This window comes from Pelagerythrobacter marinus, assembly GCF_034375205.1.
GTDB lineage: Bacteria > Pseudomonadota > Alphaproteobacteria > Sphingomonadales > Sphingomonadaceae > Pelagerythrobacter > Pelagerythrobacter marinus.
On sequence record NZ_CP139719.1, the window covers coordinates 1,326,469 to 1,346,981 of the forward strand.

Consider the following 20,513-nt stretch of genomic DNA (forward strand, 5'->3'; position numbering starts at 1 on the left):
GGAGATGGCGCGTGAAACTGGGACGGTTGAACCATATCGGGGTCGCCACCCCGAGCATCGAGGAATCGCTGCGCTATTACCGCGACGTCATGGGCGCTACGATCGCGCATGAACCGTTCGACCTTGCCGAGCAGGGGGTGAAGGTCTGCTTCGTCGATACGCCCGACGCGCAGGGCGAGGTCGGGAAGGGCACGCAGATCGAGCTGATCGAGCCGCTCGGACCCGAAAGCCCGTTGACCGGATTCCTCCAGAAGAACCCGCAGGGCGGGCAGCATCACCTCTGTTACGAGGTCGAGGACATCGAGCAGGCGCGTTCCTGGTTCGAAGGGAAGGGCAAGCGCATCCTCGGCCCCACGCGGATCGGCGCGCATGGCACGCCGATCTTCTTCCTCCATCCCAAGGACATGATGGGCCAGCTCACCGAAATCATGGAAACGCCGAAAGCCGCCGGCCACTGACCGGCGCGGCCGGGCCGCTCGCAGCCCCGGGCCTGGCGGCCAACGGGCTTGCGCGCGGCGGACTTCGCCGCCACTCTCGGTTGCGAAACGAAACGCTTGGGAGAGACGCGTGCGCTACGAAACCATCATCGTCGAGAACGAAGGGCCGCTGGTCACCATCACGCTCAACCGGCCCGACCGGCTGAACGCGATGCCGCCGCAGATGGCGGACGAGATCGGCAGCGCGTTCTACGACCTGGGCGATGCGCGCGCGGTCCTGATCACCGGCGCGGGCAAGGGGTTCTGTTCCGGCGCCGACTTGTCCGCGCGGGGGGAGGGCAGCGCGCTCCAGGCCAGCGGCGGCAGCCATCGCGCGCTGCAGAACCATTACAACCCCGCGATCAGCCAGATCCTGCGCGCGCCGGTGCCGGTGGTCTGCGCGGTCAACGGCCCGGCGGCGGGGATCGGCTGCTCGCTCGCGCTGGCGGGCGACTTCGTGCTCGCGGGCAGGAGCGCCTATTTCCTCCAGGCCTTCGTCAATATCGGCCTCGTGCCCGATGGCGGATCGACCTGGCTGCTCAGCCGCGCGATCGGGCGGGCGCGGGCGACGCGGATGATGATGCTCGGCGAGAAGATCGGCGCCGAGCAGGCGGAGGACTGGGGCCTGATCTACAAGGCGGTGGACGACGATGCCCTGATGGCCGAGGCGCGGGGCCTGGCCGAGCGGCTCGCCAACGGGCCCACGGTCGCCTACGCCACGATGAAGGCGAATATCGCCGCCGCGCTCGACGGCACGGTCAACCAGGTCCTCCTGGCCGAGGCCGAGGGGCAGCGGCGCGCCGCCGCGACGCAGGACGCGATGGAAGGCGGCATGGCCTTCCTCCAGAAGCGAAAGCCCGCCTTCAAGGGCGAGTGACCGGCCGGGCCGCCCGGGGCAGCGGGGCAAGCCGCGCGGCCCGCTCTTCCCCTGTGCATACGATTGTGTTTAGGGGAAGCGCATGACCGACAAGCCGACTTACGAAGACTGGAAGCCCCTTGCCGACAAGGAGGTCAAGGGGCGCGACCTGACCTGGCATACGCCCGAAGGGATCGCGGTAAAGCCGCTCTACACCTCGCAGGATACCGCCGATCTGGACCCGGGCGTGCCGGGCATCGCGCCGTTCACGCGCGGCCCCTACGCCTCGATGTACACCGGGCGCCCGTGGACGATCCGCCAGTACGCCGGCTTCTCCACGGCCGAGGAATCGAACGCCTTCTATCGCCGCAATCTCGCCGCCGGGCAGAAGGGCCTGTCGGTCGCCTTCGACCTCGCCACCCACCGCGGCTACGACAGCGACCATCCGCGCGTCGTCGGCGATGTCGGCAAGGCGGGCGTCGCGATCGACACCGTGCGCGACATGGAAATCCTGTTCGACCAGATCCCGCTCGACCAGATGAGCGTGTCGATGACGATGAACGGCGCGGTGATCCCGGTCATGGCGTTCTACATCGTCGCGGGCGAGCGGCAGGGCGTGGCGCAGGAGAAGCTTTCGGGGACCATCCAGAACGACATCCTCAAGGAGTTCATGGTCCGCAACACCTATATCTACCCGCCCGAACCGAGCATGCGGATCGTCTCCGACATCATTGCCTATACTTCGGCCAACATGCCGCGGTTCAACAGCATCTCGATCAGCGGCTATCACATGCACGAAGCCGGGGCGACGGCGGTGCAGGAACTCGCCTTCACCATCGCCGACGGCAAGGAATATGCGAAGCGCGCGATGGAGGCCGGGCTCGATATCGATGCCTTCGCGCCGCGCCTGTCCTTCTTCTGGGGCATCGGCATGAACTTCTTCATGGAGATCGCCAAGATGCGCGCCGCGCGCCATCTGTGGCACGATGTCATGACCGAACTGGGCGCGCAGAACCCCAAGTCGAAGATGCTGCGCACCCATTGCCAGACCAGCGGCGTCTCGCTGCAGGAGCAGGACCCGTACAACAACGTCATCCGCACGACGATCGAGGCGATGGCGGCGGTGCTGGGCGGCACGCAGTCGCTCCACACCAACGCGCTGGACGAGGCGATCGCGCTGCCGACCGATTTCTCCGCCCGCATCGCGCGCAACACGCAGCTGGTGATCCAGGAAGAGACCGGGATCACCAATGTCGCCGATCCGCTGGGCGGCAGCTATTACATCGAGAGCCTCACCGCCGCGCTGGTCGATCAGGCCAAGGCGATGCTCGACGAGGTCGAGGCGGCGGGCGGGATGACCGAGTACGTCGCGAGCGGCAAACCCAAGGCGCAGATCGAGGAGGCCGCGGCAGCCAAGCAGGCGAGCGTCGACCGCGGCGAGACCGTGATCGTCGGCGTCAACAAGTATCGCCGCGACCAGGAAGACGAGATCGACACGCTCGATATCGACAACCACAAGGTCCGCCAGAGCCAGATCGCCCGGATCGAGCAGGTGCGCGCGGCGCGCGACGAGCAGGCCTGCCAGCGCGCGCTGGATGCGCTGGCGCACGGTGCCGAGGGGGACGAGAACCTGCTGGCGCTGGCGGTCGAGGCCGCGCGTCACGACGCGACGCTGGGCGAAATCTCGGCCGCGATGGAGCGTGCCTTCGGCCGTTACGACACGATGCCGACGCCGGTGAAGGGCGTCTATTCGCGCGCCTATGCCGGCGATGAACGCTACGAACAGGTCCTGCGGGGGGTGGACGCGGTCGCCCGCAGGCTGGGGCGCAAGCCGAAGGTCATGGTCGCGAAGATGGGGCAGGACGGCCACGATCGCGGGGCCAACGTCATCGCCAGCGCCTTCGCCGACATGGGGTTCGAGGTGCTCTCCGGCCCGCTGTTCCAGACCCCGCGCGAGACAGCGGCGATGGCGCTGGAGAACGACGTCGATGCCGTGGGGGCGAGCAGCCTCGCGGCCGGGCACAAGACGCTGATCCCCGAACTGATCGGCCACCTGAAGGACGCCGGCCGCGCGGATATCAAGGTCGTCGCCGGCGGCGTGATCCCGCAGAAGGACTACGATTTCCTGCGCGATGCCGGGGTCCAGGGCATCTACGGCCCGGGCAGCAACGTCGTCGAATGCGCGGCGGACGTGCTGCGCCTCCTCGGCCACAACATGCCGCCTGCGGGCGAAGACCTCGACGAGGCGGCCGAATGAAGGCTTCCGCCGTCGCGGATGCTGCCTGGGCGCTTGCCTTGGCGGCGCCTGCCAAGGTGCAGGATGCGCCCGTGGCGTTGCCGATCACGATCGACGAAACGCTGCATGACACGGCTCTGCCCAGATGAGCGCGCCGACCTCCAGCGCCTTCGTGCCGATCGCGGCAATGATGTTCGCCGCGGGGCTCGGCATTCCCGTGTTCGCCGCGCTGAATGCCGCACTGGGCCAGCAGCTCGGCGGCCCCGTCGCCGCGACCGCGGTGACTTTCGCGGTTGGATTCGTGATCGCCAGCGCGATGCTGGCCTTTACCGGCTTTCCCGCTGCCAGTGCCTTCACCTTCGAGCGGCCCTGGTTGTGGATCGGGGCGCTCGTGATGTTGTTCTACGCCACTTCGGTGGCATTCTCCGCCCCGCGTATCGGCCTGGGCAACGCGATCTTTTTCGTGCTGCTCGGCCAGATCGTCGCTGCGGCGATCATCGACCATTTCGGCCTGCTTGGCTCCATCCAGAGCGCGATCACCCCCAAGCGCGCGCTGGGCCTGGTAGTCATGGCAGTCGGCCTCTACCTAGCCAGGAAACCCGTATGACCAATATCCGCACCGATTGGACCCGTGACGAGATCGCGGCGCTGTTCGATCTTCCTTTTACGGAATTGCTGTTCCAGGCCGCCACCGTCCACCGCGAGTTCCATCCGCCCGAGCAGGTGCAGCTCTGCACGCTGCTGTCGATCAAGACCGGCGGGTGTCCGGAGGATTGCGGCTATTGTTCGCAAAGCGTGAAGGCCGACAGCGGGGTCGAGGCGACCAAGCTGATGGACGTCCAGCGCGTGCTGCAATCGGCGGCACAGGCCAAGGATGCGGGCAGCCAGCGGTTCTGCATGGGCGCTGCGTGGCGCAACCCCAAGGACCGCGACATGCCCGCGATCGTCGAGATCGTGAAGGGCGTGCGCGCCATGGGGATGGAGACCTGCATGACGCTGGGCATGCTGACGCCCAAGCAGGCCGAGATGCTCAAGGAAGCCGGGCTCGATTATTACAACCACAATGTCGACACGGGCCCGGAATATTACGAGCGCGTGATCTCGACCCGCAATTACCAGGACCGGCTCGATACGCTGCAGAACGTGCGCGATGCGGGGATCAACGTTTGCAGCGGCGGGATCGTCGGCATGGGCGAGACGCGCGACGACCGCGTCGGCTTCGTCCACACGCTCGCCACGCTCGAACGCCATCCCGAAAGCGTGCCGGTCAACGCGCTGGTGCCGGTCAAGGGCACGGTGCTGGGCGACATGCTCGCCGATACGCCGCTTGCGAAGATCGACGATATCGAGTTCGTCCGTACCGTGGCGGTGGTGCGGATCTGCATGCCGATGAGCATGGTGCGCCTTTCGGCCGGGCGCGAGAGCATGAGCGAAGCGACGCAGGCGCTGTGCTTCATGGCAGGGGCGAATTCGATCTTCACCGGCGACAAGCTGCTGACCGCCCCCAATGCCGGCGACGATACCGACGCCGCGCTCTTCGCCAAGCTCGGGCTGACGGCCCTGCAGCAGGATGAACCGATGCGTACGGCTTCCTGCCAGGGCGCCTGCGAGCCGGCCGAGTAAGGAAAGGGAGACGATGACCGAACAGAAGCTGGAAACGCTGACGATCCATGCCGGGCAGGAGCCCGATCCGACGACGAAGGCGCGGATCACGCCGATCTACCAGACGGCAAGCTATGTTTTCGACGATCCCGACCACGCCGCGCGGCTGTTCGGCCTGCAGGAATTCGGCAATATCTATTCGCGCATCATGAACCCTACCAACGATGCGCTGGAAAAGAAGATTGCCGCGCTCGAAGGCGGGGTCGGGGCTCTCGGCGTGGCGTCGGGCCATGCCGCGCAACTGATTGCGTTTCACACGCTGATGGAGCCGGGCTGCAACATCGTCGCCGCGAAGAAGCTCTACGGCGGCTCGCTCAACCAGCTCGGCGAAAGCTTCCGCAAGTTCGGCTGGGAAACGCGTTTCGTCGATGCCGACGATCCCGCCAATGTCGCTGCGGCGATCGATGACAAGACGCGCTGCGTCTTCATCGAAAGCCTGGCGAACCCCGGCGGCGTGGTCAGCGATATCGCGGCGATCGCCGGGGCCGCGCACGATGCCGGCGTGCCGCTGATCGTCGACAATACCCTGGCAACGCCCGCGCTGTGCCGCCCGTTCGATCACGGCGCCGACATCGTCGTCCATTCCTGCACCAAGTTCCTCAACGGCCACGGCAATGCGGTCGGCGGGCTGATCGTCGATTCGGGCAGGTTCGACTGGAAGGCGAGCGACAAGTTCCCCAGCCTGACCCAGCCCAACGGTTCCTATCACGGGGCGGTGCTCGCCGACGCGCTCGAACCGATCGGGCCGATCGCCTTCATCACCGCCTGCCGCGTGCTCGGGCTGCGCGATCTCGGCCCCGCGATGGCCCCGATGAACGCCTTCCTCGCGCTCACCGGCATGGAGACGCTGGCGCTGCGCATGGAGCGGCATTGCAGCAACGCGCTGGCGGTTGCGCAATGGCTGCGGGACCATGCGAAAGTGGCGTGGGTTTCCTACGCCGGGCTGGACGGCGACCGGTACAAGCCGCTGGCCGACCGCTATCTCGGCGGGCACGGCGGCGCGGTCTTCACTTTCGGGCTGAAGGGCGGGTTCGAAGCGGGTAAGGCGCTCGTCTCCGGAGTCGGGATGTTCAGCCACCTCGCCAATATCGGCGATACGCGCAGCCTGATCATCCACCCGGCCTCGACCACCCACAGCCAGCTTTCGGCCGACGAGCTGGAGGCGGCGGGCGCAGGCCCCGACGTCGTCCGCCTTTCGGTAGGTGTCGAGCACGTGGACGATATCATTGCCGACCTCGACCAGGCCCTGGCCCAGATCTAAGCGCACGGGAAGACCGACGATGTTCAAGAAGATCCTCATTGCCAATCGCGGCGAAATCGCCTGCCGGGTCATCAAGACCGCCCGGCGCATGGGCATTGCCACCGTGGCCGTCTATTCAGACGCCGATGCCCGCGCGCCCTTCGTCCGCATGGCCGACGAGGCCGTGCATATCGGCCCGGCGCAGGCATCCGAGAGCTATCTCGTCGCCGACAGGATCATCGCCGCCTGCAAGCAGACCGGGGCGGAGGCGGTGCACCCGGGCTACGGCTTCCTGTCCGAACGCGCGAGCTTCGTCGAGGCGCTGGCGAAGGAGGGCATCGCCTTCATCGGGCCGCCGGCCGAGGCGATCGCGGCGATGGGCGACAAGATCGAATCGAAGAAGATCGCGCGCGAGGCGGGGGTGAACGTCGTCCCCGGCTTCGTCGGCGAGATCCGCGATACCGATCACGCGGTCGAGATCGCCAACGACATCGGTTACCCGGTGATGATGAAGGCCAGCGCCGGCGGCGGGGGCAAGGGCATGCGCCTCGCCTATAGCGAGAAGGACGTACGCGAGGGCTTCGAGAGCGTGAAGCGCGAAGGGCTCAATTCCTTCGGCGACGACCGCGTCTTCATCGAGAAGTTTATCGAGGATCCGCGCCATATCGAGATCCAGATCCTCGGCGACCAGCACGGCAACGTGATCTACCTGAACGAACGCGAATGCTCGATCCAGCGGCGCCACCAGAAGGTGGTCGAAGAGGCGCCGTCGCCGTTCGTGACGCCGAAGATGCGCAAGGCGATGGGCGAACAGTGCGTCGCGCTGTCGAAGGCCGTCGGCTATTACAGCGCGGGCACGGTCGAACTGATCGTCAGCGGCGCCGACAAGACCGGGGAAAGCTTCTACTTCCTCGAGATGAACACGCGCCTGCAGGTGGAGCATCCGGTCACCGAGGCGATCACCGGCGTGGACCTGGTCGAACAGATGATCCGCGTCGCCGCGGGCGAGAAGCTGGCGATCGCGCAGGACGACGTGAAAATCGACGGCTGGGCGATCGAGAACCGCGTCTATGCCGAAGACCCCTATCGCGGCTTCCTCCCGTCCACCGGGCGCCTCGTGCGTTACCAGCCGCCGGTCGAGCCCTGGGCCGACGACGGGCAGGCGAACGGCCGCCGCGGCGTGGACGGCGTGCGCGTGGACGACGGCGTGTTCGAAGGCGGCGAAGTCTCGATGTTCTACGACCCGATGATCGCCAAGCTCGTCACCTGGGGCGCGACGCGCGACGAAGCGGCCGACCTGCAGGTCGCCGCGCTCGACGCCTTCCGGATCGAGGGGCTGGGCCACAACGTCGATTTCCTCAACGCGATCATGCAGCACCCGCGGTTCCGCTCGGGCGAACTGACGACCGGCTTCATCGCCGAGGAATATCCGGAAGGCTTCGCCGGCGCGCCCGCTTCGGACGCGCTCAAGCGCGTGCTGGCCGCGGTGGGCGGGGTGATCGCCACCGCCGATGCCGACCGCGCGCGCCGGATCGACCAGCAGCTCGACAGCGCGTTCTACGCCCCCGGCGACTGGACAGTGCGGATCGGCGAGCGCGAGGAAGGCTCCTCCACTTACGAGGTGCGCCTGGGCGAGGACGCGATCACCGTCGATGGCGAGCCGGTCATGCTGGAGATGGAATACACCCCCGGCGACGCGACGGTCTCGGTCGAATACGGCGGGAGCGAGGAGGGGGACGGCGAGTGGCTGACCCTGCAGTTGCGGCCGACGCGCACCGGCTATGCCGTGACCACGCGCGGCGCCACCCATCACCTGCGGATCCTGCAGAGCCGGATCGCGCATCTCGCCGGCCACATGATCGAGAAGGAGCCGCCCGACCTTTCGAAGATGCTGATCTGCCCGATGCCGGGCCTCCTGGTGAAGCTGCACGTGGCGGAAGGCGACGAGGTCCAGCCCGGCCAGCCGCTGGCGACGGTCGAGGCGATGAAGATGGAAAACATCCTGCGCGCCGAGAAGCAGGCCACCGTCGGCAGGATCAACGCGGGCGAGGGCGACAGCCTCGCGGTGGACGAGGTCATACTGGAGCTGGAATAGGACGATGCATCTCAGCCATGCGCCCGACGCCCCCGCAGCGGAGCAGACCGATTTCGCGACTTTCCTGAAGGCCGACATCCGCGTCGGCACGATCGTTTCGGTCGAGCCTTTTCCCGAGGCGCGCAAGCCGAGTTACCGGCTGCGGATCGATTTCGGGCCGGCGATAGGCGAGAAGAAGAGTTCCGCCCAGATCGTCGCGAACTACGCGCCGGAGGACCTGGAGGGCCGCCAGGTCGCGGCGGTGGTCAACTTTCCGCCGCGGCAGATCGGGCCGATGATGTCCGAAGTCCTGACGCTGGGATTCGCCGACGAGAACGGCGAAGTCGTGCTGTTCCAGCCGGACAGGCCGGTGCCGAACGGGTCGCGCCTGTTCTGATGGCCCGGCGCGTCTGGACGATCGGCTACGAGCAGGTCACCCAGGCCGCGCTGGTCGAATGCCTGGCCAAGGCGGGGGTCGAGGTTCTCGCCGACGTGCGGTACCTGCCGCTGTCGCGCAGGCCGGGCTTCTCCAAGAACAGCCTGCGCGCCGCGGTGGAGGAGGCGGGGATCGGCTATCGCCATTTCCGCCATCTCGGCACCCCGTCCGAAGGGCGCGCGGCGGCGCGGCGGGGCGACCTCGCCGCGCTCGATCGGATCTATTCCGGCCAGCTCGAACTGCCCGAGGCGCTGGCCCAGATGGCCGAGCTGCGCGCCCTGGCCGAAACCCGCCGGGTGGCGCTGCTGTGTTACGAACGCCAGGCCTGCGAATGCCATCGCAACCTGCTGGTCGCGGCGCTGTTCTCCGATTTCGAGCAGGTCGATCTCCAGCCTGAGCTAGTGCGCGCGTAGCTGTTCGTCGAGGAAGGCGGCCACGTCGGCCAGCGCGACATCGCGGTCCACGAAGGCCGCGCCGATCCCCTTCAGCAGGATGAAGGGCAGGGTGCCGGCGTCCATCTTCTTGTCGTGCAGCATGTGGTCGGCAAGGCGCTGCCCGTCGCAGTCGAGGCCGAGCGCGGCGATCTCTCCCGGCAAGCCCGCGGCATCGACGGCCGCGGTCACGCGCGCCGCCTCGTCCGCGGACATGAGCCCGATGCGCGCTGAATAGCGCGCGGCCAGCACCATTCCCAGCGCCACCGCCTCCCCGTGCAGCAGGCGATCGGAAAAGCCCGTTTCGGCCTCCAGCGCGTGGCCGAAAGTATGGCCGAGGTTCAACAGCGCGCGCCGGTCGGCCGTCTCGCGTTCGTCCTCGGCGACGATCCGGGCCTTGGCCGCGACGCTGGTGGCGACGGCATGTTCCAGCGCCTCGCTCTCCCCCGCGATCACGCGCGGGCCGTTGTCGGCCAGCCAGTCGAAGAACGCGCGATCGCCGAGAACGCCGTATTTCAGCACTTCGGCGTAGCCGGCGCGCACCTGCCGGCCGGGCAGGGTGGCGAGGGCGGAAAGGTCCGCCAGCACCAGCGAGGGCTGGTGAAAGGCGCCGACCAGGTTCTTCCCCGCGCCGGTATTGATCGCGGTCTTGCCGCCGACCGAGCTGTCCACTTGCGCGAGGAGCGAGGTCGGGAGCTGGATGAAATGGCATCCACGCTTGAGGATCGCGGCGGCGAAGCCCACCAGGTCCCCGATGACCCCGCCGCCCAGCGCGACGACGTGATCGCCCCGCTCGACCTGGCCGGCGAGCAGCCAGTCCACCACCGTCGCCAGCCCCTGCCAGCTCTTGGCCGATTCGCCGGGATCGAGGACGAGCCAGCGCGTCGCGATCCCGCGCGCCGCGAACGACCGTTCCACCGGCTCGCGCCAGTGGCCGGCGACATTGGCGTCGGTGACGATCGAGACGGCCCGCTTGCGCAGCAGCGGCGCGCAATGGGCCGCGGCATCGGCCAGGAGGCCGGGCCCGATATGCACGTCGTAGGATCGTCCGCCCAGTTCGACGGGGACTACAGCCATCGGTCGAGTGCTCCGATAATGGCCATCGCCGTATCGACGTGCGGGCCGTTTTCGCCAGTGATTCGGATATGGGCCTGCGAGTAGAACGGTTCGCGTTCGCGGTGCAGGCGCGAAAGGATCTCGTGCGGGTCGCCTTCGCGCAAGAGGGGGCGCACGTCGCGGCGCGTGGTGCGTTCCACCAGGGTATCGATATCGCAGTCGATCCACACCACGGCCGCTTGGTCCAGCAGGAGGGCGCGCGTTTCCCCGTTCACGAACGCGCCGCCGCCGGTCGCGATCACGCCGCGGCGATCCTCGATCAGGCGGGCGATCACCCGGCGCTCTCCGTCGCGGAAATAGGGTTCGCCGAAACGGTCGAAGATGTCGGACACGCTCATCTGCGCCGCGGCCTCTATCTCCTCGTCCGCATCGACGAAGTCCTTGCCCAGCAGGGCGGCGAGCTTGCGCCCGACGGTGGACTTGCCCACGCCCATCAGCCCGACCAGCGCCACCGGCCGATCGATCCGGTGGGCGATCCGCGCAATCTCTGCATCGCTGAGCTTTTCGGCGGCATGGGTCATTGCCGCTTCGCCTATAGATGGGCTAGATGCCGCGCAACCATGCAGGGTGTGCAGGAAAGGTCCGCTGGATTGGCAATGACGGGTAGGCGTGCCGTGGGGGCGATCGTGGTGCTGGTTGCCGCGCTGGTGCTCTATGCATGGATCGACGGCGGGGAAGAGCCGCTGCGCCCCATTGCACAGCCGGTCGCGTTGCCCGGGGCTGCGCGATGAAGGGCGCGCTCGCGACAGGCGCGGCCCTGCTGGCGCTCAGCTCCACGCTCGTCCTGGCACAGGACGCGCCGGAATCGCTGCTGCCGCCCGGGTTCGACGACCCTCCGCCCCCGGCCCAGCCAAGCCCAGCCCAGCCAAGCCCGACCCCGACCGCGCGCCCGACGGCAACCCCCACCGCCGCCCCGACGCCTTCGGCGCCCGGCACGAGTTCGCCGGTCGTCCAGCCCCTGCCGCAGGACGGCCCTTCCGCACCGGCCCCCGCGCCGTCGATCGACCTGCCCGAGGAACTCCCCTCGCTGGAGGAACTGGAGGCGATGGACACCGATGCGCTCGACGAGCTGCTGGGGCTGAAGCCGCGGTTCGACATCCCGCCTGCCGCGCGCCGCTCGCTCGAAAGGATCGGCGTGATCGGCCCGCGCGAAGGCGGCTTCGCGACCGCCTCGCTCGCGGCGCAGCCCGAATCGCTGGTGCGCGCGGTCCTGGCCGGGACGCGCGGCCCGCTGGTTTCGCGCTGGGGCCATATCCTCGTGCGCCGGGCCCTCGCCAGCCGCCTCGCCGCGCCCGGGGGGATGGACCCGGTGGAGTTCGCCGCGCTGAGGGCCGCGACGCTCAATGCGCTGGGCGAATACACCGCCGCGCGCGCGATCGTGCAGGATATCGACACGGCCAACTGGAACGATGCGCTGACCGATGCCGCGCTGGATGCCTATATCGCCACGGCCGACATCGTCGGCGCCTGCCCGGCGATCCAGCTGCAGGGCAATGCGCGCGAGGACGGGCAATGGCAGCTCTGGCGCTCGATCTGTTCCGCCTACGCCGGGCAGGGGGTGCGCGCCGGCACCGAGCTGAGCCGCGCGCTCTCGCGCGGGACGGCGCCTGCGATCGACGTGCTCCTGGCCCAGCGCCATGCCGGCGCGGCCGGGGCCGGGCGGCGGGCGGTTCACCTCGAATGGGACGAGGTGGAGGACATCACCCCCTGGCGTTACGCGCTGGCCACGGCCGTCGGTGCCGAGATCCCCGAATCGCTGCTGGCCGAACCGGCGCCCTATTACCAGCGCGTCTCCGCGATCTCGCCGATGCTGGCACCCGCGCAGCGGGCACCCGGCGCGCGGGTGGCCGCGGGGGAGGGCATCCTGTCCGCTTCCGCGATCGTCAGCCTCTACAGTCAGGTCCTGGCCGACGGCGCCGAGGGCGAGGCCGCGGAAACGGCCGCCACCCTGCGCACGGCCTATGCCGCGCCGACGGCCGCCGAACGGGTCGAGGCAATGCGGACGATCTGGGGCATGGACGAGGGCGATCACGGCCTGCAGGTCCTGACCGCCTATGCCGCCGCGCGGCTCGCGCCGTCGAGCCAGTGGGCCGCGGATGCACCGGCGCTGATCGCCTCGATGCTCACCGCCGGGCTCGATCGCGACGCGATGGAATGGTCGGGCGTGGTCGAGGAAGGCAGCCAGGCCTGGGCCCTTCTCGCCCTCGCGGAACCGGGCGAAAGCGCGGTCTCGAGCGGTGCGCTCGACGCCTTCGTCGATGACGACGACAGCGCGGGCCAGCGCAAGTCGCGCTTTCTCGTCGCCGCGCTCGCCGGGCTGGGCCGGATCGATGGCGACACGCGGCGATCGTTCGCCGATCGCCTCGCGCTCGACCTCGATCGCCATACTCGCTGGACCCGCACGATCGACCGCGCGGCCGAAGTGGACAATGCCGCGCTCGTCGCGCTGCTCGCGGGCCTGGGGATGCAGGGCGACGGGTGGGACCGGATGACCGCGCGCCACCTGTTCCGCATCGTCGATTCGCTCAACCGCGTCGGCCTCTCGGCGGAGGCGCGCATGATCGCGGCGGAGGCCGTGGCGCGGGCCTGATGACCGCCGCGGTCGAGGATTTCCTCGCCATGCTCGCGGCCCAGCGGGGCGCGGCCGCCAATACCCTGGCCGCCTATCGGCGCGATCTCGAAGGGGCAAGCGAGGCCGTCGGCCCGCTCGACAGCGCCAGGCGCGACGATCTCGCCCGCCTGGGCCGGATCTGGGCGGACCTCGCGCCGTCCACGGTCGCGCGCAAGGTATCGGCCCTGCGCCAGTTCTACGGCTTCCTGGTGGACGAGGGCCTGCGCGAAGACGATCCCTCGCCCGCGCTGCCGCGCCCTGCGACGCGCCGCCCGCTGCCCAGGGTTCTCGACCATGGCGAGGTGGAGGCGCTGTTCCGGCGCGCGGAGGAGGAAGCTTCCGGCGACGAGCCGCTCGCCGTCCGCCAGCTGGCCCTGCTCGAGCTGCTCTACGGCTCCGGCCTGCGGGCCAGCGAGCTCGTGTCGCTGCCGCTGGCGGCCGTTCCGCGCGATGCGCCGTTCCTGACCGTGAGCGGCAAGGGGGGGCAGGCGCGCATGGTGCCGGTCGGCGGCCGGGCGCGGCAGGCGCTGTCGCGCTGGCTGGCCCTGCGCCCGGCGGGCGGGCGTTACCTCTTCCCCTCGCGAGGGGGCGCGCACCTGACGCGGGTCCGGCTGTTCCAGATCCTGAAGGCCCTCGCCGCCCGCGCCGGCCTGGCCCCGGAAAAGGTCAGCCCCCATGTCCTGCGGCATGCCTTCGCCACCCACTTGCTGGAGGGTGGGGCGGACCTCCGGGTTCTCCAGTCGCTGCTCGGGCACGCCGATATCGCGACGACGCAGATCTATACCCACGTCGACAGCGCGCGCCTGGTCGCGCTGGTAAACCAGCGCCATCCCCTTGCCGATCGCGGCCGCCGCGACTAGGCGCAGAGCCATGATTTCCTACCTCGAATTCGAGAAGCCTGTCGCGCAGCTGGAAGCACGCATTGCCGAGCTTCGATCCGCAGCCGAAGGCGACGACGTCGATATCTCGGCCGAGCTCCGGCGGCTCGAGCGCAAGAGCGCCGACCTGCTCGCCAGCACGTATGCCGCGCTGACGCCGTGGCAGAAGACGCAAGTCGCCCGTCATCCGGCGCGGCCGCATTTCCGCGACCTCGTCCACCACGCGTTCGACGAGTTCATCCCGCTCGGCGGCGACCGTTATTACGGCGAGGACGAAGCGATCCTGGGCGGGTTTGCCCGTCTCGGCGGCCGGCGCGTCATGCTGATCGGGCACGAGAAGGGCAACGATACCGAGAGCCGGCTGCGGCACAACTTCGGCATGGGCAAGCCCGAAGGTTACCGCAAGGCGATCCGCCTGATGGAAATGGCCGGGCGCTTCGGCCTGCCGGTCGTGACGCTGGTCGATACCTCGGGCGCCTTTCCCGGGGTCGAGGCGGAGGAGCGCGGCCAGGCGGAGGCCATTGCCCGCTCGACCGAGGCGTGCCTCGCGCTTCCGGTGCCGATGGTCGCGACGATCGTCGGCGAAGGCGGATCGGGCGGCGCGGTCGCGCTCGCCAGTGCCGAGCGGGTCCTGATGTTCGAGCACGCGATCTACTCGGTCATTTCGCCCGAAGGCTGCGCGTCGATCCTCTGGCGCACGGCGGAAAAGGCGCCCGACGCGGCCGAAGCGATGAAAGTGACCGCGCAGCACCTCGAGAAGCTGGGCGTGATCGATCGCATCGTGCCCGAGCCTGTCGGCGGCGCGCACCGCGATCCCGCGACCGCTGCGGGCAGCCTGGCGCAGGCGATCGGCGAGGAACTCGACGCCCTGGCCGGCCGCTCCGCCGACGAGCTGCGCCGCGCGCGCGAGGAACGCTTCCTGCGGATCGGCGGCGCCTGATCGGGGCAGGCGGGAACCAAGGGCTCGCCGAAGGGGTTCGTTCCGCAGGATGGATTGCAGCGGCCGCAAGCATGCCGCGCCTGCCCGGAGGAGACGAGATCCCATGCCCCGCCTGAAGAAGATCGCACTCGGTTGCACCGCGGCCCTGCCGCTCGTCCTGGCCTCCTGCATGGGGGCGGGGGGCAATATCCCCAGCGCATCGACGCCGATCACCCAGTCCGAAGCCCAGACCGGGGCCGAGGCGCATCCCAAGCTCCTCGCCGAATTCGGCGGCGCGATGACCGGCTCGCACGCGCAATACGTCCAGCAGGTCGGGCGCAACATCGCGGTCCAGTCCGGCCTCGGCAACGCGGCATCCGATTTCACCGTCACCCTGCTCAACAGCTCGGTGAACAACGCCTTCGCGATTCCGGGCGGCTATGTCTACACGACGCGCCAGCTGGTCACGCTGATGAACAACGAGGCGGAACTGGCCGGCGTGCTCGGGCACGAGGTCGGCCATGTCGCCGCGCGCCATTCGCAGCGGCGCCAGGCGCGCGCGCAGCGCAACACGCTGCTCGGCGCGGCAGGCGCGATCCTCTCGGGCATTTTCCTGGGCGACAGCGGGATCGGGCAGCAGCTCTCGCGCGGGTTCCTTCAGGGTTCGCAACTCCTCACGCTGCGCTTCTCGCGCAGCCAGGAGCTGGAGGCCGACCAGCTCGGCGTAACCTACCTGACCCGGGCCGGCTACGATCCGCACGCAATGGCGACGGTGCTGCAGAGCCTCGCGGCCCAGAACGCTCTCGATGCCTCGCTGCAAGGGCGCGGAGACGCGACTTTGCCCGAATGGGCTTCGACCCACCCCGACCCGGCCAGCCGGGTGCAGACCGCGCGGCAGATGGCGGGCGACCGCACCGGCGTGACCAACCGCGACACCTTCCTCGCGCGGATCGACGGGCTGGTCTATGGCGACGACCCGGAACAGGGCATTATCGAGGGCCGGCAGTTCATCCATCCCGAGCTGCGGCTGGCATTCACCGCGCCGCAGGGCTTCTACATGGTCAACGGCACGCGCGCGGTGTCGATCAACGGCCAGAGCGGGCAGGGCCAGCTGAGCACCGGGCCCTATGACGGGAACCTTTCCAACTACGTCCGGAACGTCTTCCGCGCGCTGGGCGGCAGCGGCCAGGCCCTGGCCCCGGCGAGCCTGCAGCGCACGACCGTGAACGGCCTGCCGGCCGCCTATGGCACGGCGCGGGTCAACAGCGGCAATGGCCAGGTCGACGTGGTCGTCTTCGCTTACGAGTTCTCGAACGGCCAGGCCTATCACTTCGCCACGATCAGCCAGGCGGGCCGGTCGGGCGTGTTCACGCCGATGTTCAACTCGATGCGGCGAATCAGCCAGGCCGAGGCAAGCCGGGTCGTTCCGCGGCGGATCGACGTGGTGACCGTGCGCCCCGGCGAGACGGTGGCGTCGCTGGCGAACCGCATGGCCTACGACAACGCGAAGGAACAGCGCTTCCGCGTCCTGAACGGCCTCGGCTCGCGCGATACGCTGCGTGCCGGGCAGAAGGTCAAGATCGTCGTTCGCGGCACCTGACCTCGCGCCGCGCCGCAAGCCGACGCGAAAAGGGCGGCGGGATCGCTCCCGCCGCCCTTCGCGTGTCTAGGTTCGTCGCCGATCAGGCCGCGACGAGGTCGTCCGAAACGGCCGAGAAAGTGGCCGAGAGGTTGTCGCCCAGCGTCGACATGGCGGTGATCGCGGCAACCGCGATCAGGGCGGCGATCAGGCCGTATTCGATGGCGGTGGCGCCCTGCTCGTCGCGGAGCAGCTTGTTGATGAACTTCATGTATAGTCTCCTGGTCCAGTCTTCGATACCCGAACTCTTTCCAAAACGCGGAACGAGCAATTGTTGGAAATACGCGGGGAGAATTGACAAAATGCTAAGGGCTGGCGGGCCCGATATTCTCCTAGCCTCTTTCCTTCGTGACTTCGGTCGAAACCGTGCTCCACAACGCGATGCTTTCATCGGCAACGGTCGTGAACGCGCCGATGCAGGCGACGACGATCAAGGTCACGATCAGGCCGTATTCAACTGCGGTCGCCCCGCGGGTGTCGCGACCGATGCGTGTCAGAAAATGCTTCGACTGCATTGGTCGCCCCCGATACGGTCCCTGGAAGGGCTTTTGGGCCCCAGGTGTTAAGAAAAGGTTTTCAGGCGGGCCCGAGATGGAAAATTCCCCGACATGGATCGCGGTCGCCGCGCTTGCCCTGCAGCGGGACGACGGGCGCTGGCTGATGCACCGGCGCCCGGCCGACAAGCACCACGGCGGCCTGTGGGAATTCCCGGGGGGCAAGGTCGAACCCGGCGAGATGCCCGACGCCGCCCTCGTGCGCGAGATTCGCGAGGAGCTGGGCATCGCGGTCGATCGGGCTGCGCTGGCCCCTGCCGCCTTCGCCCAGGGCCCGGCCGGCGGGGCCGGGCCGGCCATTGTCATTCTTCTTTACACCGCCAAGCGCTGGCGCGGGGAGCCGGCGGCTCTGGAAGGCGGCGAGGTCGCCTGGTTCGCGGCAGGGGAAATCGCGATGCTCGATCGCCCCCCGCTCGACGTGGCGCTTTGCGACAGGCTCTTTTCCCCGGGAACCGAACTTTCCCGACAATAGGGGATTGCCAAGGCCGAATGCCGCCCCTATGTGGCGCCCTCCAAGCGCGCCCGTAGCTCAGCTGGATAGAGCACCAGACTACGAATCTGGGGGTCAGAGGTTCGAATCCTTTCGGGCGCGCCATTTTCCCTTTTCGCCAAGGATCGCAGCAGCGGCGCCCGTCACGGACGCCGTCGCCGGGCGATTCACGCGCCGCTGTCCTTTCCGCCGGCGGGCAGGGGGACCGGCTCTGCGAAAGTGTGCGTGACATGGGGGTAGGGGATTTCGACCCCGGCTTCGTCCAGCGCCTTCTTGATCGTGAAGACGACGTCGTTGTGGACCGCGAACAGGCTGTGCTCGGTCGTGTCGATCCACCAGCGGACGAGGAAGTCGATCGAGCTGCCGCCGAACTCGCGGGCATAGACTTCGGCCCCGCGCTCGCGATCGATCCCTTCGACCGTCGACACGGCCCGGGTGAGAATGTCCTGCACGGCGGCGAGGTCGCTGTCGTAGGAGACGCCGACCGTGAGATCGAACCGGCGCTGGGCCTGATCGGTGAAGATCTTCACCGCGTTCTTGAAGATCATCGAGTTGGGCAGGATGGTCAGCTCGCCCGAGAACTGGCGAACGTGGGTTTCGCGCAGGGTGATCTTCTCCACCGTGCCACTGATACCTTCGGCCTCGATCGTGTCGCCCAGCTGCATTTTCTCGCGCAGCATGATCAGCACGCCGGCAAGGAAATTCTCGAAGATGTCCTGGAAGGCGAAGCCGATCGCGACGGCGCCGATCCCCAGGCCGGCTACCACGCCCCCGAAGGTGAAGCCCGGTACCAGGATCGTCAGCGCAAGCAGTATGCCGACGATCCACACGGCGAGCTTGCTCAGCGTCTTGAGCAGCTCCTTCAGGTCGTTGCGGACGCTGGACCGCTCGGCGATCCGCCGGCTGATCGAAACCGCCAGGCGGGCGAGAAAGGCCGTCGCCACCAGGACGACGGCCGCGATGGCCAGGTTTGGCAGAAGTTCGACCGCGCCCCGGGCCATTTCCTGCAGTTCGTCCTGCAGCACCTGCACGTAGTTCAATGAATGCTCCCTCTGTTGCCTCCAGAGGGAACGGGCCGGGGCGCGGTATCGTTCCTAGGAGCGCGAGGCGTGCTCCTGGCGGGCGATCTCGTGCAGCCAGTCGGCGTGGCGCGGGGCCTTCTTGGTCCGGCTCCATTCGTCGAGCATCGGCATCGCCACGCGCTTCAGTTCGGCATATTGCTCGTCGGTCCCGATATCGGCGGCCAGTTCGACCCGGTGCCCGTTGGGATCGAAGAAATAGATCGACTTGAAGATGCCGTGATGCGTCGGGCCGAGGACGTCGATGCCGAGCCCCTCGATATGATCCTTCGCGGCGACAAGCTCTTCCTCGCTGCCGACCTTGAAGGCCAGGTGCTGGACCCAGGCCGGGGTGTTCTCGTCCCGGCCCATTTCCTTCTGCGTCGGCAGCTCGAAGAAGGCCAGGACATTGCCGTTCCCGGCGTCGAGGAACACGTGCATGTAGGGATCGTATTCCCCGGTCGAGGGCACGTGGTCTTCGGAAAAGGCGCTGACATATTCCATGCCCAGCACCTTCTCGTACCACTCGACGGTCTCTTTCGCGTCCTTGCAGCGATAGGCGGCGTGGTGAACGCCGCCCAGCCTGATCGGGTGCTCGCTCATTCGGCCGGCTCCGCCTCTGTGGACGCGCCCTCCTCGACCTTCAGCGCGCCGCGCTTGATCTGGTCGCGCTCCATGCTCTCGAACAGGGCCTTGAAGTTGCCTTCGCCGAAACCCTCGTCGCCCTTGCGCTGGATGAACTCGAAGAACACCGGCCCGATCTGCGCCTCGGCGAAGATCTGGAGCAGCAGCCGCGGCTGGCCGCCTTCCGTCGTGCCGTCCAGCAGTATGCCGCGCGCCTGCAGTTCCTTCGCGTCCTCGCCGTGGCCGGGCAGGCGCTCGTCGAGCATCTCGTAGTACGTCGCGGGCGGGGCGGTCATGAACGGCACGCCCAGCTTCTTGAGATTGTCCCAGCAGGCGATCAGGTCGTCGCAGATCAGCGCGATGTGCTGGATACCCTCGCCGTTGAACTCGCGCAGGTATTCCTCGATCTGGCCCTTGCCGCCATCGCCTTCCTCGTTGAGCGGGATGCGGATCTTGCCGTCGGGCGCGGTCAGCGCCTTCGAGGTCAGGCCGGTATATTCGCCCTTGATGTCGAAATAGCGGATTTCCTGGAAGTTGAAGAGCGATTCGTAATAGTCCGCCCAGTACTTCATCCGCCCGCCGTAGACGTTGTGGGTCAGGTGATCGATCAGCTTGAAGCCGGCACCGGCCGGGTGCTTCTCGACACCGGGCAGATATTCGAAGTCGATGTCGTAGATCGAAAGGCCTTCGCCGTCCTCGTTCTCGTACCGGTCCACCAGGTAGAGGATGGCCCCGCCGATTCCGCGGATCGCCGGGATGCGGAGTTCCATCGGGCCGGTCTCGACGTGGACCGGCTCGGCGCCCTTGTCCATCAGGTGGTCCCACGCCCTGGCCGCGTCGCGCACGCGGAAGGCCATGCCGCAGGCCGACGGCCCGTGCTCGCGCGCGAAGTACCACGCGGCACTGCGCGGTTCGTAATTGGTGATCAGGTTGATTCCGCCCTGGCGCCAGAGCTGGACGTCCTTGCTGCGGTGGGTCGCGACGTGGGTGAAGCCCATCGCCTCGAACACGGGTTCGAGCACGCCCTTTTCGGGTGCGCAGAATTCCACGAACTCGAAACCGTCAAGGCCGGCGGGGTTGTCGAACAGGTCGGGCATCTGAAGCTATCTCCTTGGTTATTGGTTTCATATGTAACCAATTCGACGCCCGCGCGCAAGGGCGGGTCCGGACAGGCGGCCAATCGCGACAAACGCCTTGAATCCACGGGCAAACT

The 20,513-nt window shown here is 68.1% G+C and carries 23 protein-coding genes and 1 tRNA gene; 17 read left to right on the top strand and 7 right to left on the bottom strand.

The annotated features are described in order from the left end of the window. Window positions 1-11: 11 nt before the first annotated feature. The 10 genes from mce (at window position 12) to T8T98_RS06445 (ending at window position 9,393) form a co-directional block, all read left to right on the top strand. The gene (mce, locus tag T8T98_RS06400) at window positions 12-458 is read left to right on the top strand and encodes a methylmalonyl-CoA epimerase (protein ID WP_251105723.1); all 447 of its coding nucleotides are present in this window, start codon (window positions 12-14) and stop codon (window positions 456-458) included. A 109-nt stretch (window positions 459-567) separates the two neighbouring features. Next, entirely contained in the window at window positions 568-1,353 is a 786-nt protein-coding gene (locus T8T98_RS06405; RefSeq protein ID WP_251105722.1) for an enoyl-CoA hydratase-related protein, read from the top strand. Between the two features lie 82 nt (window positions 1,354-1,435). Continuing rightward, window positions 1,436-3,589, top strand: coding sequence for a methylmalonyl-CoA mutase (scpA, locus tag T8T98_RS06410; RefSeq protein WP_251105721.1), 2,154 nt, complete (start codon window positions 1,436-1,438; stop codon window positions 3,587-3,589). Then, a complete protein-coding gene (locus tag T8T98_RS06415) occupies window positions 3,586-3,717 on the top strand; it encodes a hypothetical protein (RefSeq protein ID WP_322295871.1) in 132 nt (43 codons plus the stop codon). The genes scpA and T8T98_RS06415 overlap by 4 nt, the downstream gene beginning before the upstream one ends. Next, window positions 3,714-4,175, top strand: coding sequence for a DMT family transporter (locus tag T8T98_RS06420; RefSeq protein WP_237486798.1), 462 nt, complete (start codon window positions 3,714-3,716; stop codon window positions 4,173-4,175). Before T8T98_RS06415 ends, T8T98_RS06420 begins: the two co-directional genes overlap by 4 nt. Then, entirely contained in the window at window positions 4,172-5,191 is a 1,020-nt protein-coding gene (gene bioB / locus T8T98_RS06425) for a biotin synthase BioB (protein WP_251105720.1), read from the top strand. The genes T8T98_RS06420 and bioB overlap by 4 nt, the downstream gene beginning before the upstream one ends. A gap of 13 nt (window positions 5,192-5,204) precedes the next feature. Then, on the top strand, window positions 5,205-6,491 hold the full coding sequence (locus T8T98_RS06430) for an O-acetylhomoserine aminocarboxypropyltransferase (RefSeq protein ID WP_251105719.1): 1,287 nt from the start codon (window positions 5,205-5,207) through the stop codon (window positions 6,489-6,491). Window positions 6,492-6,510: 19 nt separating this feature from the next. Then, window positions 6,511-8,565, top strand: coding sequence for an acetyl-CoA carboxylase biotin carboxylase subunit (locus T8T98_RS06435; protein ID WP_251105718.1), 2,055 nt, complete (start codon window positions 6,511-6,513; stop codon window positions 8,563-8,565). A gap of 4 nt (window positions 8,566-8,569) precedes the next feature. Continuing rightward, a complete protein-coding gene (locus tag T8T98_RS06440; protein ID WP_251105717.1) occupies window positions 8,570-8,941 on the top strand; it encodes a tRNA-binding protein in 372 nt (123 codons plus the stop codon). Further along, window positions 8,941-9,393 (top strand): DUF488 domain-containing protein, encoded by a 453-nt coding sequence (locus T8T98_RS06445; protein ID WP_251105716.1) that lies wholly within the window; start codon window positions 8,941-8,943, stop codon window positions 9,391-9,393. Before T8T98_RS06440 ends, T8T98_RS06445 begins: the two co-directional genes overlap by 1 nt. Here T8T98_RS06445 and aroB read toward each other — a convergent pair. Both aroB and T8T98_RS06455 read right to left on the bottom strand, forming a co-directional pair. Continuing rightward, on the bottom strand, window positions 9,379-10,488 hold the full coding sequence (gene aroB / locus T8T98_RS06450) for a 3-dehydroquinate synthase (protein ID WP_251105715.1): 1,110 nt from the start codon (window positions 10,486-10,488) through the stop codon (window positions 9,379-9,381). The genes T8T98_RS06445 and aroB overlap by 15 nt on opposite strands. Further along, a complete protein-coding gene (locus T8T98_RS06455; protein WP_160732809.1) occupies window positions 10,479-11,048 on the bottom strand; it encodes a shikimate kinase in 570 nt (189 codons plus the stop codon). Before T8T98_RS06455 ends, aroB begins: the two co-directional genes overlap by 10 nt. Before the next feature lie 75 nt (window positions 11,049-11,123). Between T8T98_RS06455 and T8T98_RS06460 the strand changes: the two genes are divergently transcribed. The 5 genes from T8T98_RS06460 (at window position 11,124) to T8T98_RS06480 (ending at window position 16,535) form a co-directional block, all read left to right on the top strand. Then, window positions 11,124-11,258, top strand: a complete 135-nt coding sequence (locus T8T98_RS06460) for a hypothetical protein (protein WP_272916368.1) — start codon at window positions 11,124-11,126, stop codon at window positions 11,256-11,258. Next, window positions 11,255-13,117: a hypothetical protein gene (locus T8T98_RS06465; protein WP_251105714.1), complete on the top strand. Its 1,863-nt coding sequence runs from the start codon at window positions 11,255-11,257 to the stop codon at window positions 13,115-13,117. Before T8T98_RS06460 ends, T8T98_RS06465 begins: the two co-directional genes overlap by 4 nt. Continuing rightward, a complete protein-coding gene (locus T8T98_RS06470) occupies window positions 13,117-13,998 on the top strand; it encodes a tyrosine recombinase (protein ID WP_251105713.1) in 882 nt (293 codons plus the stop codon). Before T8T98_RS06465 ends, T8T98_RS06470 begins: the two co-directional genes overlap by 1 nt. A gap of 10 nt (window positions 13,999-14,008) precedes the next feature. Further along, window positions 14,009-14,956: an acetyl-CoA carboxylase carboxyltransferase subunit alpha gene (locus T8T98_RS06475; RefSeq protein ID WP_160732812.1), complete on the top strand. Its 948-nt coding sequence runs from the start codon at window positions 14,009-14,011 to the stop codon at window positions 14,954-14,956. Between the two features lie 103 nt (window positions 14,957-15,059). Then, a complete protein-coding gene (locus T8T98_RS06480; RefSeq protein WP_251105712.1) occupies window positions 15,060-16,535 on the top strand; it encodes a M48 family metalloprotease in 1,476 nt (491 codons plus the stop codon). Between the two features lie 82 nt (window positions 16,536-16,617). Here the strand turns inward: T8T98_RS06480 and T8T98_RS06485 are convergent, their stop codons facing one another. Both T8T98_RS06485 and T8T98_RS06490 read right to left on the bottom strand, forming a co-directional pair. Then, a complete protein-coding gene (locus tag T8T98_RS06485; RefSeq protein ID WP_160732814.1) occupies window positions 16,618-16,785 on the bottom strand; it encodes a Flp family type IVb pilin in 168 nt (55 codons plus the stop codon). A gap of 121 nt (window positions 16,786-16,906) precedes the next feature. Then, window positions 16,907-17,089 (bottom strand): Flp family type IVb pilin, encoded by a 183-nt coding sequence (locus tag T8T98_RS06490; RefSeq protein WP_160732815.1) that lies wholly within the window; start codon window positions 17,087-17,089, stop codon window positions 16,907-16,909. A gap of 76 nt (window positions 17,090-17,165) precedes the next feature. On the opposite strand from T8T98_RS06490, the gene T8T98_RS06495 reads away from it, so the two are divergent. After that, window positions 17,166-17,600: a (deoxy)nucleoside triphosphate pyrophosphohydrolase gene (locus tag T8T98_RS06495; RefSeq protein ID WP_251105711.1), complete on the top strand. Its 435-nt coding sequence runs from the start codon at window positions 17,166-17,168 to the stop codon at window positions 17,598-17,600. Window positions 17,601-17,646: 46 nt separating this feature from the next. Continuing rightward, window positions 17,647-17,723: transfer RNA gene (locus T8T98_RS06500), tRNA-Arg, on the top strand. A 62-nt stretch (window positions 17,724-17,785) separates the two neighbouring features. Here T8T98_RS06500 and T8T98_RS06505 read toward each other — a convergent pair. The 3 genes from T8T98_RS06505 to hppD form a co-directional block, all read right to left on the bottom strand. Beyond that, a complete protein-coding gene (locus tag T8T98_RS06505) occupies window positions 17,786-18,649 on the bottom strand; it encodes a mechanosensitive ion channel family protein (RefSeq protein WP_322295902.1) in 864 nt (287 codons plus the stop codon). Window positions 18,650-18,712: 63 nt separating this feature from the next. After that, window positions 18,713-19,279: a VOC family protein gene (locus T8T98_RS06510; RefSeq protein WP_160732818.1), complete on the bottom strand. Its 567-nt coding sequence runs from the start codon at window positions 19,277-19,279 to the stop codon at window positions 18,713-18,715. After that, window positions 19,276-20,397, bottom strand: coding sequence for a 4-hydroxyphenylpyruvate dioxygenase (hppD, locus tag T8T98_RS06515; protein WP_251105709.1), 1,122 nt, complete (start codon window positions 20,395-20,397; stop codon window positions 19,276-19,278). The genes T8T98_RS06510 and hppD overlap by 4 nt, the downstream gene beginning before the upstream one ends. Window positions 20,398-20,513 lie beyond the last annotated feature (116 nt).

What these genes read in the sequence shown, in the direction of transcription:
- scpA (WP_251105721.1), top strand. Translation starts at nt 1,436, where the DNA reads ATGACCGACAAGCCGACTTACGAAGACTGGAAGCCCCTTGCCGACAAG.
- T8T98_RS06415 (WP_322295871.1), top strand. Translation starts at nt 3,586, where the DNA reads ATGAAGGCTTCCGCCGTCGCGGATGCTGCCTGGGCGCTTGCCTTGGCG.
- T8T98_RS06420 (WP_237486798.1), top strand. Translation starts at nt 3,714, where the DNA reads ATGAGCGCGCCGACCTCCAGCGCCTTCGTGCCGATCGCGGCAATGATG.
- bioB (WP_251105720.1), top strand. Translation starts at nt 4,172, where the DNA reads ATGACCAATATCCGCACCGATTGGACCCGTGACGAGATCGCGGCGCTG.
- T8T98_RS06430 (WP_251105719.1), top strand. Translation starts at nt 5,205, where the DNA reads ATGACCGAACAGAAGCTGGAAACGCTGACGATCCATGCCGGGCAGGAG.
- T8T98_RS06435 (WP_251105718.1), top strand. Translation starts at nt 6,511, where the DNA reads ATGTTCAAGAAGATCCTCATTGCCAATCGCGGCGAAATCGCCTGCCGG.
- T8T98_RS06440 (WP_251105717.1), top strand. Translation starts at nt 8,570, where the DNA reads ATGCATCTCAGCCATGCGCCCGACGCCCCCGCAGCGGAGCAGACCGAT.
- T8T98_RS06445 (WP_251105716.1), top strand. Translation starts at nt 8,941, where the DNA reads ATGGCCCGGCGCGTCTGGACGATCGGCTACGAGCAGGTCACCCAGGCC.
- aroB (WP_251105715.1), bottom strand. Translation starts at nt 10,488, where the DNA reads ATGGCTGTAGTCCCCGTCGAACTGGGCGGACGATCCTACGACGTGCAT.
- T8T98_RS06455 (WP_160732809.1), bottom strand. Translation starts at nt 11,048, where the DNA reads ATGACCCATGCCGCCGAAAAGCTCAGCGATGCAGAGATTGCGCGGATC.
- T8T98_RS06460 (WP_272916368.1), top strand. Translation starts at nt 11,124, where the DNA reads ATGACGGGTAGGCGTGCCGTGGGGGCGATCGTGGTGCTGGTTGCCGCG.
- T8T98_RS06465 (WP_251105714.1), top strand. Translation starts at nt 11,255, where the DNA reads ATGAAGGGCGCGCTCGCGACAGGCGCGGCCCTGCTGGCGCTCAGCTCC.
- T8T98_RS06470 (WP_251105713.1), top strand. Translation starts at nt 13,117, where the DNA reads ATGACCGCCGCGGTCGAGGATTTCCTCGCCATGCTCGCGGCCCAGCGG.
- T8T98_RS06475 (WP_160732812.1), top strand. Translation starts at nt 14,009, where the DNA reads ATGATTTCCTACCTCGAATTCGAGAAGCCTGTCGCGCAGCTGGAAGCA.
- T8T98_RS06480 (WP_251105712.1), top strand. Translation starts at nt 15,060, where the DNA reads ATGCCCCGCCTGAAGAAGATCGCACTCGGTTGCACCGCGGCCCTGCCG.
- T8T98_RS06485 (WP_160732814.1), bottom strand. Translation starts at nt 16,785, where the DNA reads ATGAAGTTCATCAACAAGCTGCTCCGCGACGAGCAGGGCGCCACCGCC.
- T8T98_RS06490 (WP_160732815.1), bottom strand. Translation starts at nt 17,089, where the DNA reads ATGCAGTCGAAGCATTTTCTGACACGCATCGGTCGCGACACCCGCGGG.
- T8T98_RS06495 (WP_251105711.1), top strand. Translation starts at nt 17,166, where the DNA reads ATGGAAAATTCCCCGACATGGATCGCGGTCGCCGCGCTTGCCCTGCAG.
- T8T98_RS06510 (WP_160732818.1), bottom strand. Translation starts at nt 19,279, where the DNA reads ATGAGCGAGCACCCGATCAGGCTGGGCGGCGTTCACCACGCCGCCTAT.
- hppD (WP_251105709.1), bottom strand. Translation starts at nt 20,397, where the DNA reads ATGCCCGACCTGTTCGACAACCCCGCCGGCCTTGACGGTTTCGAGTTC.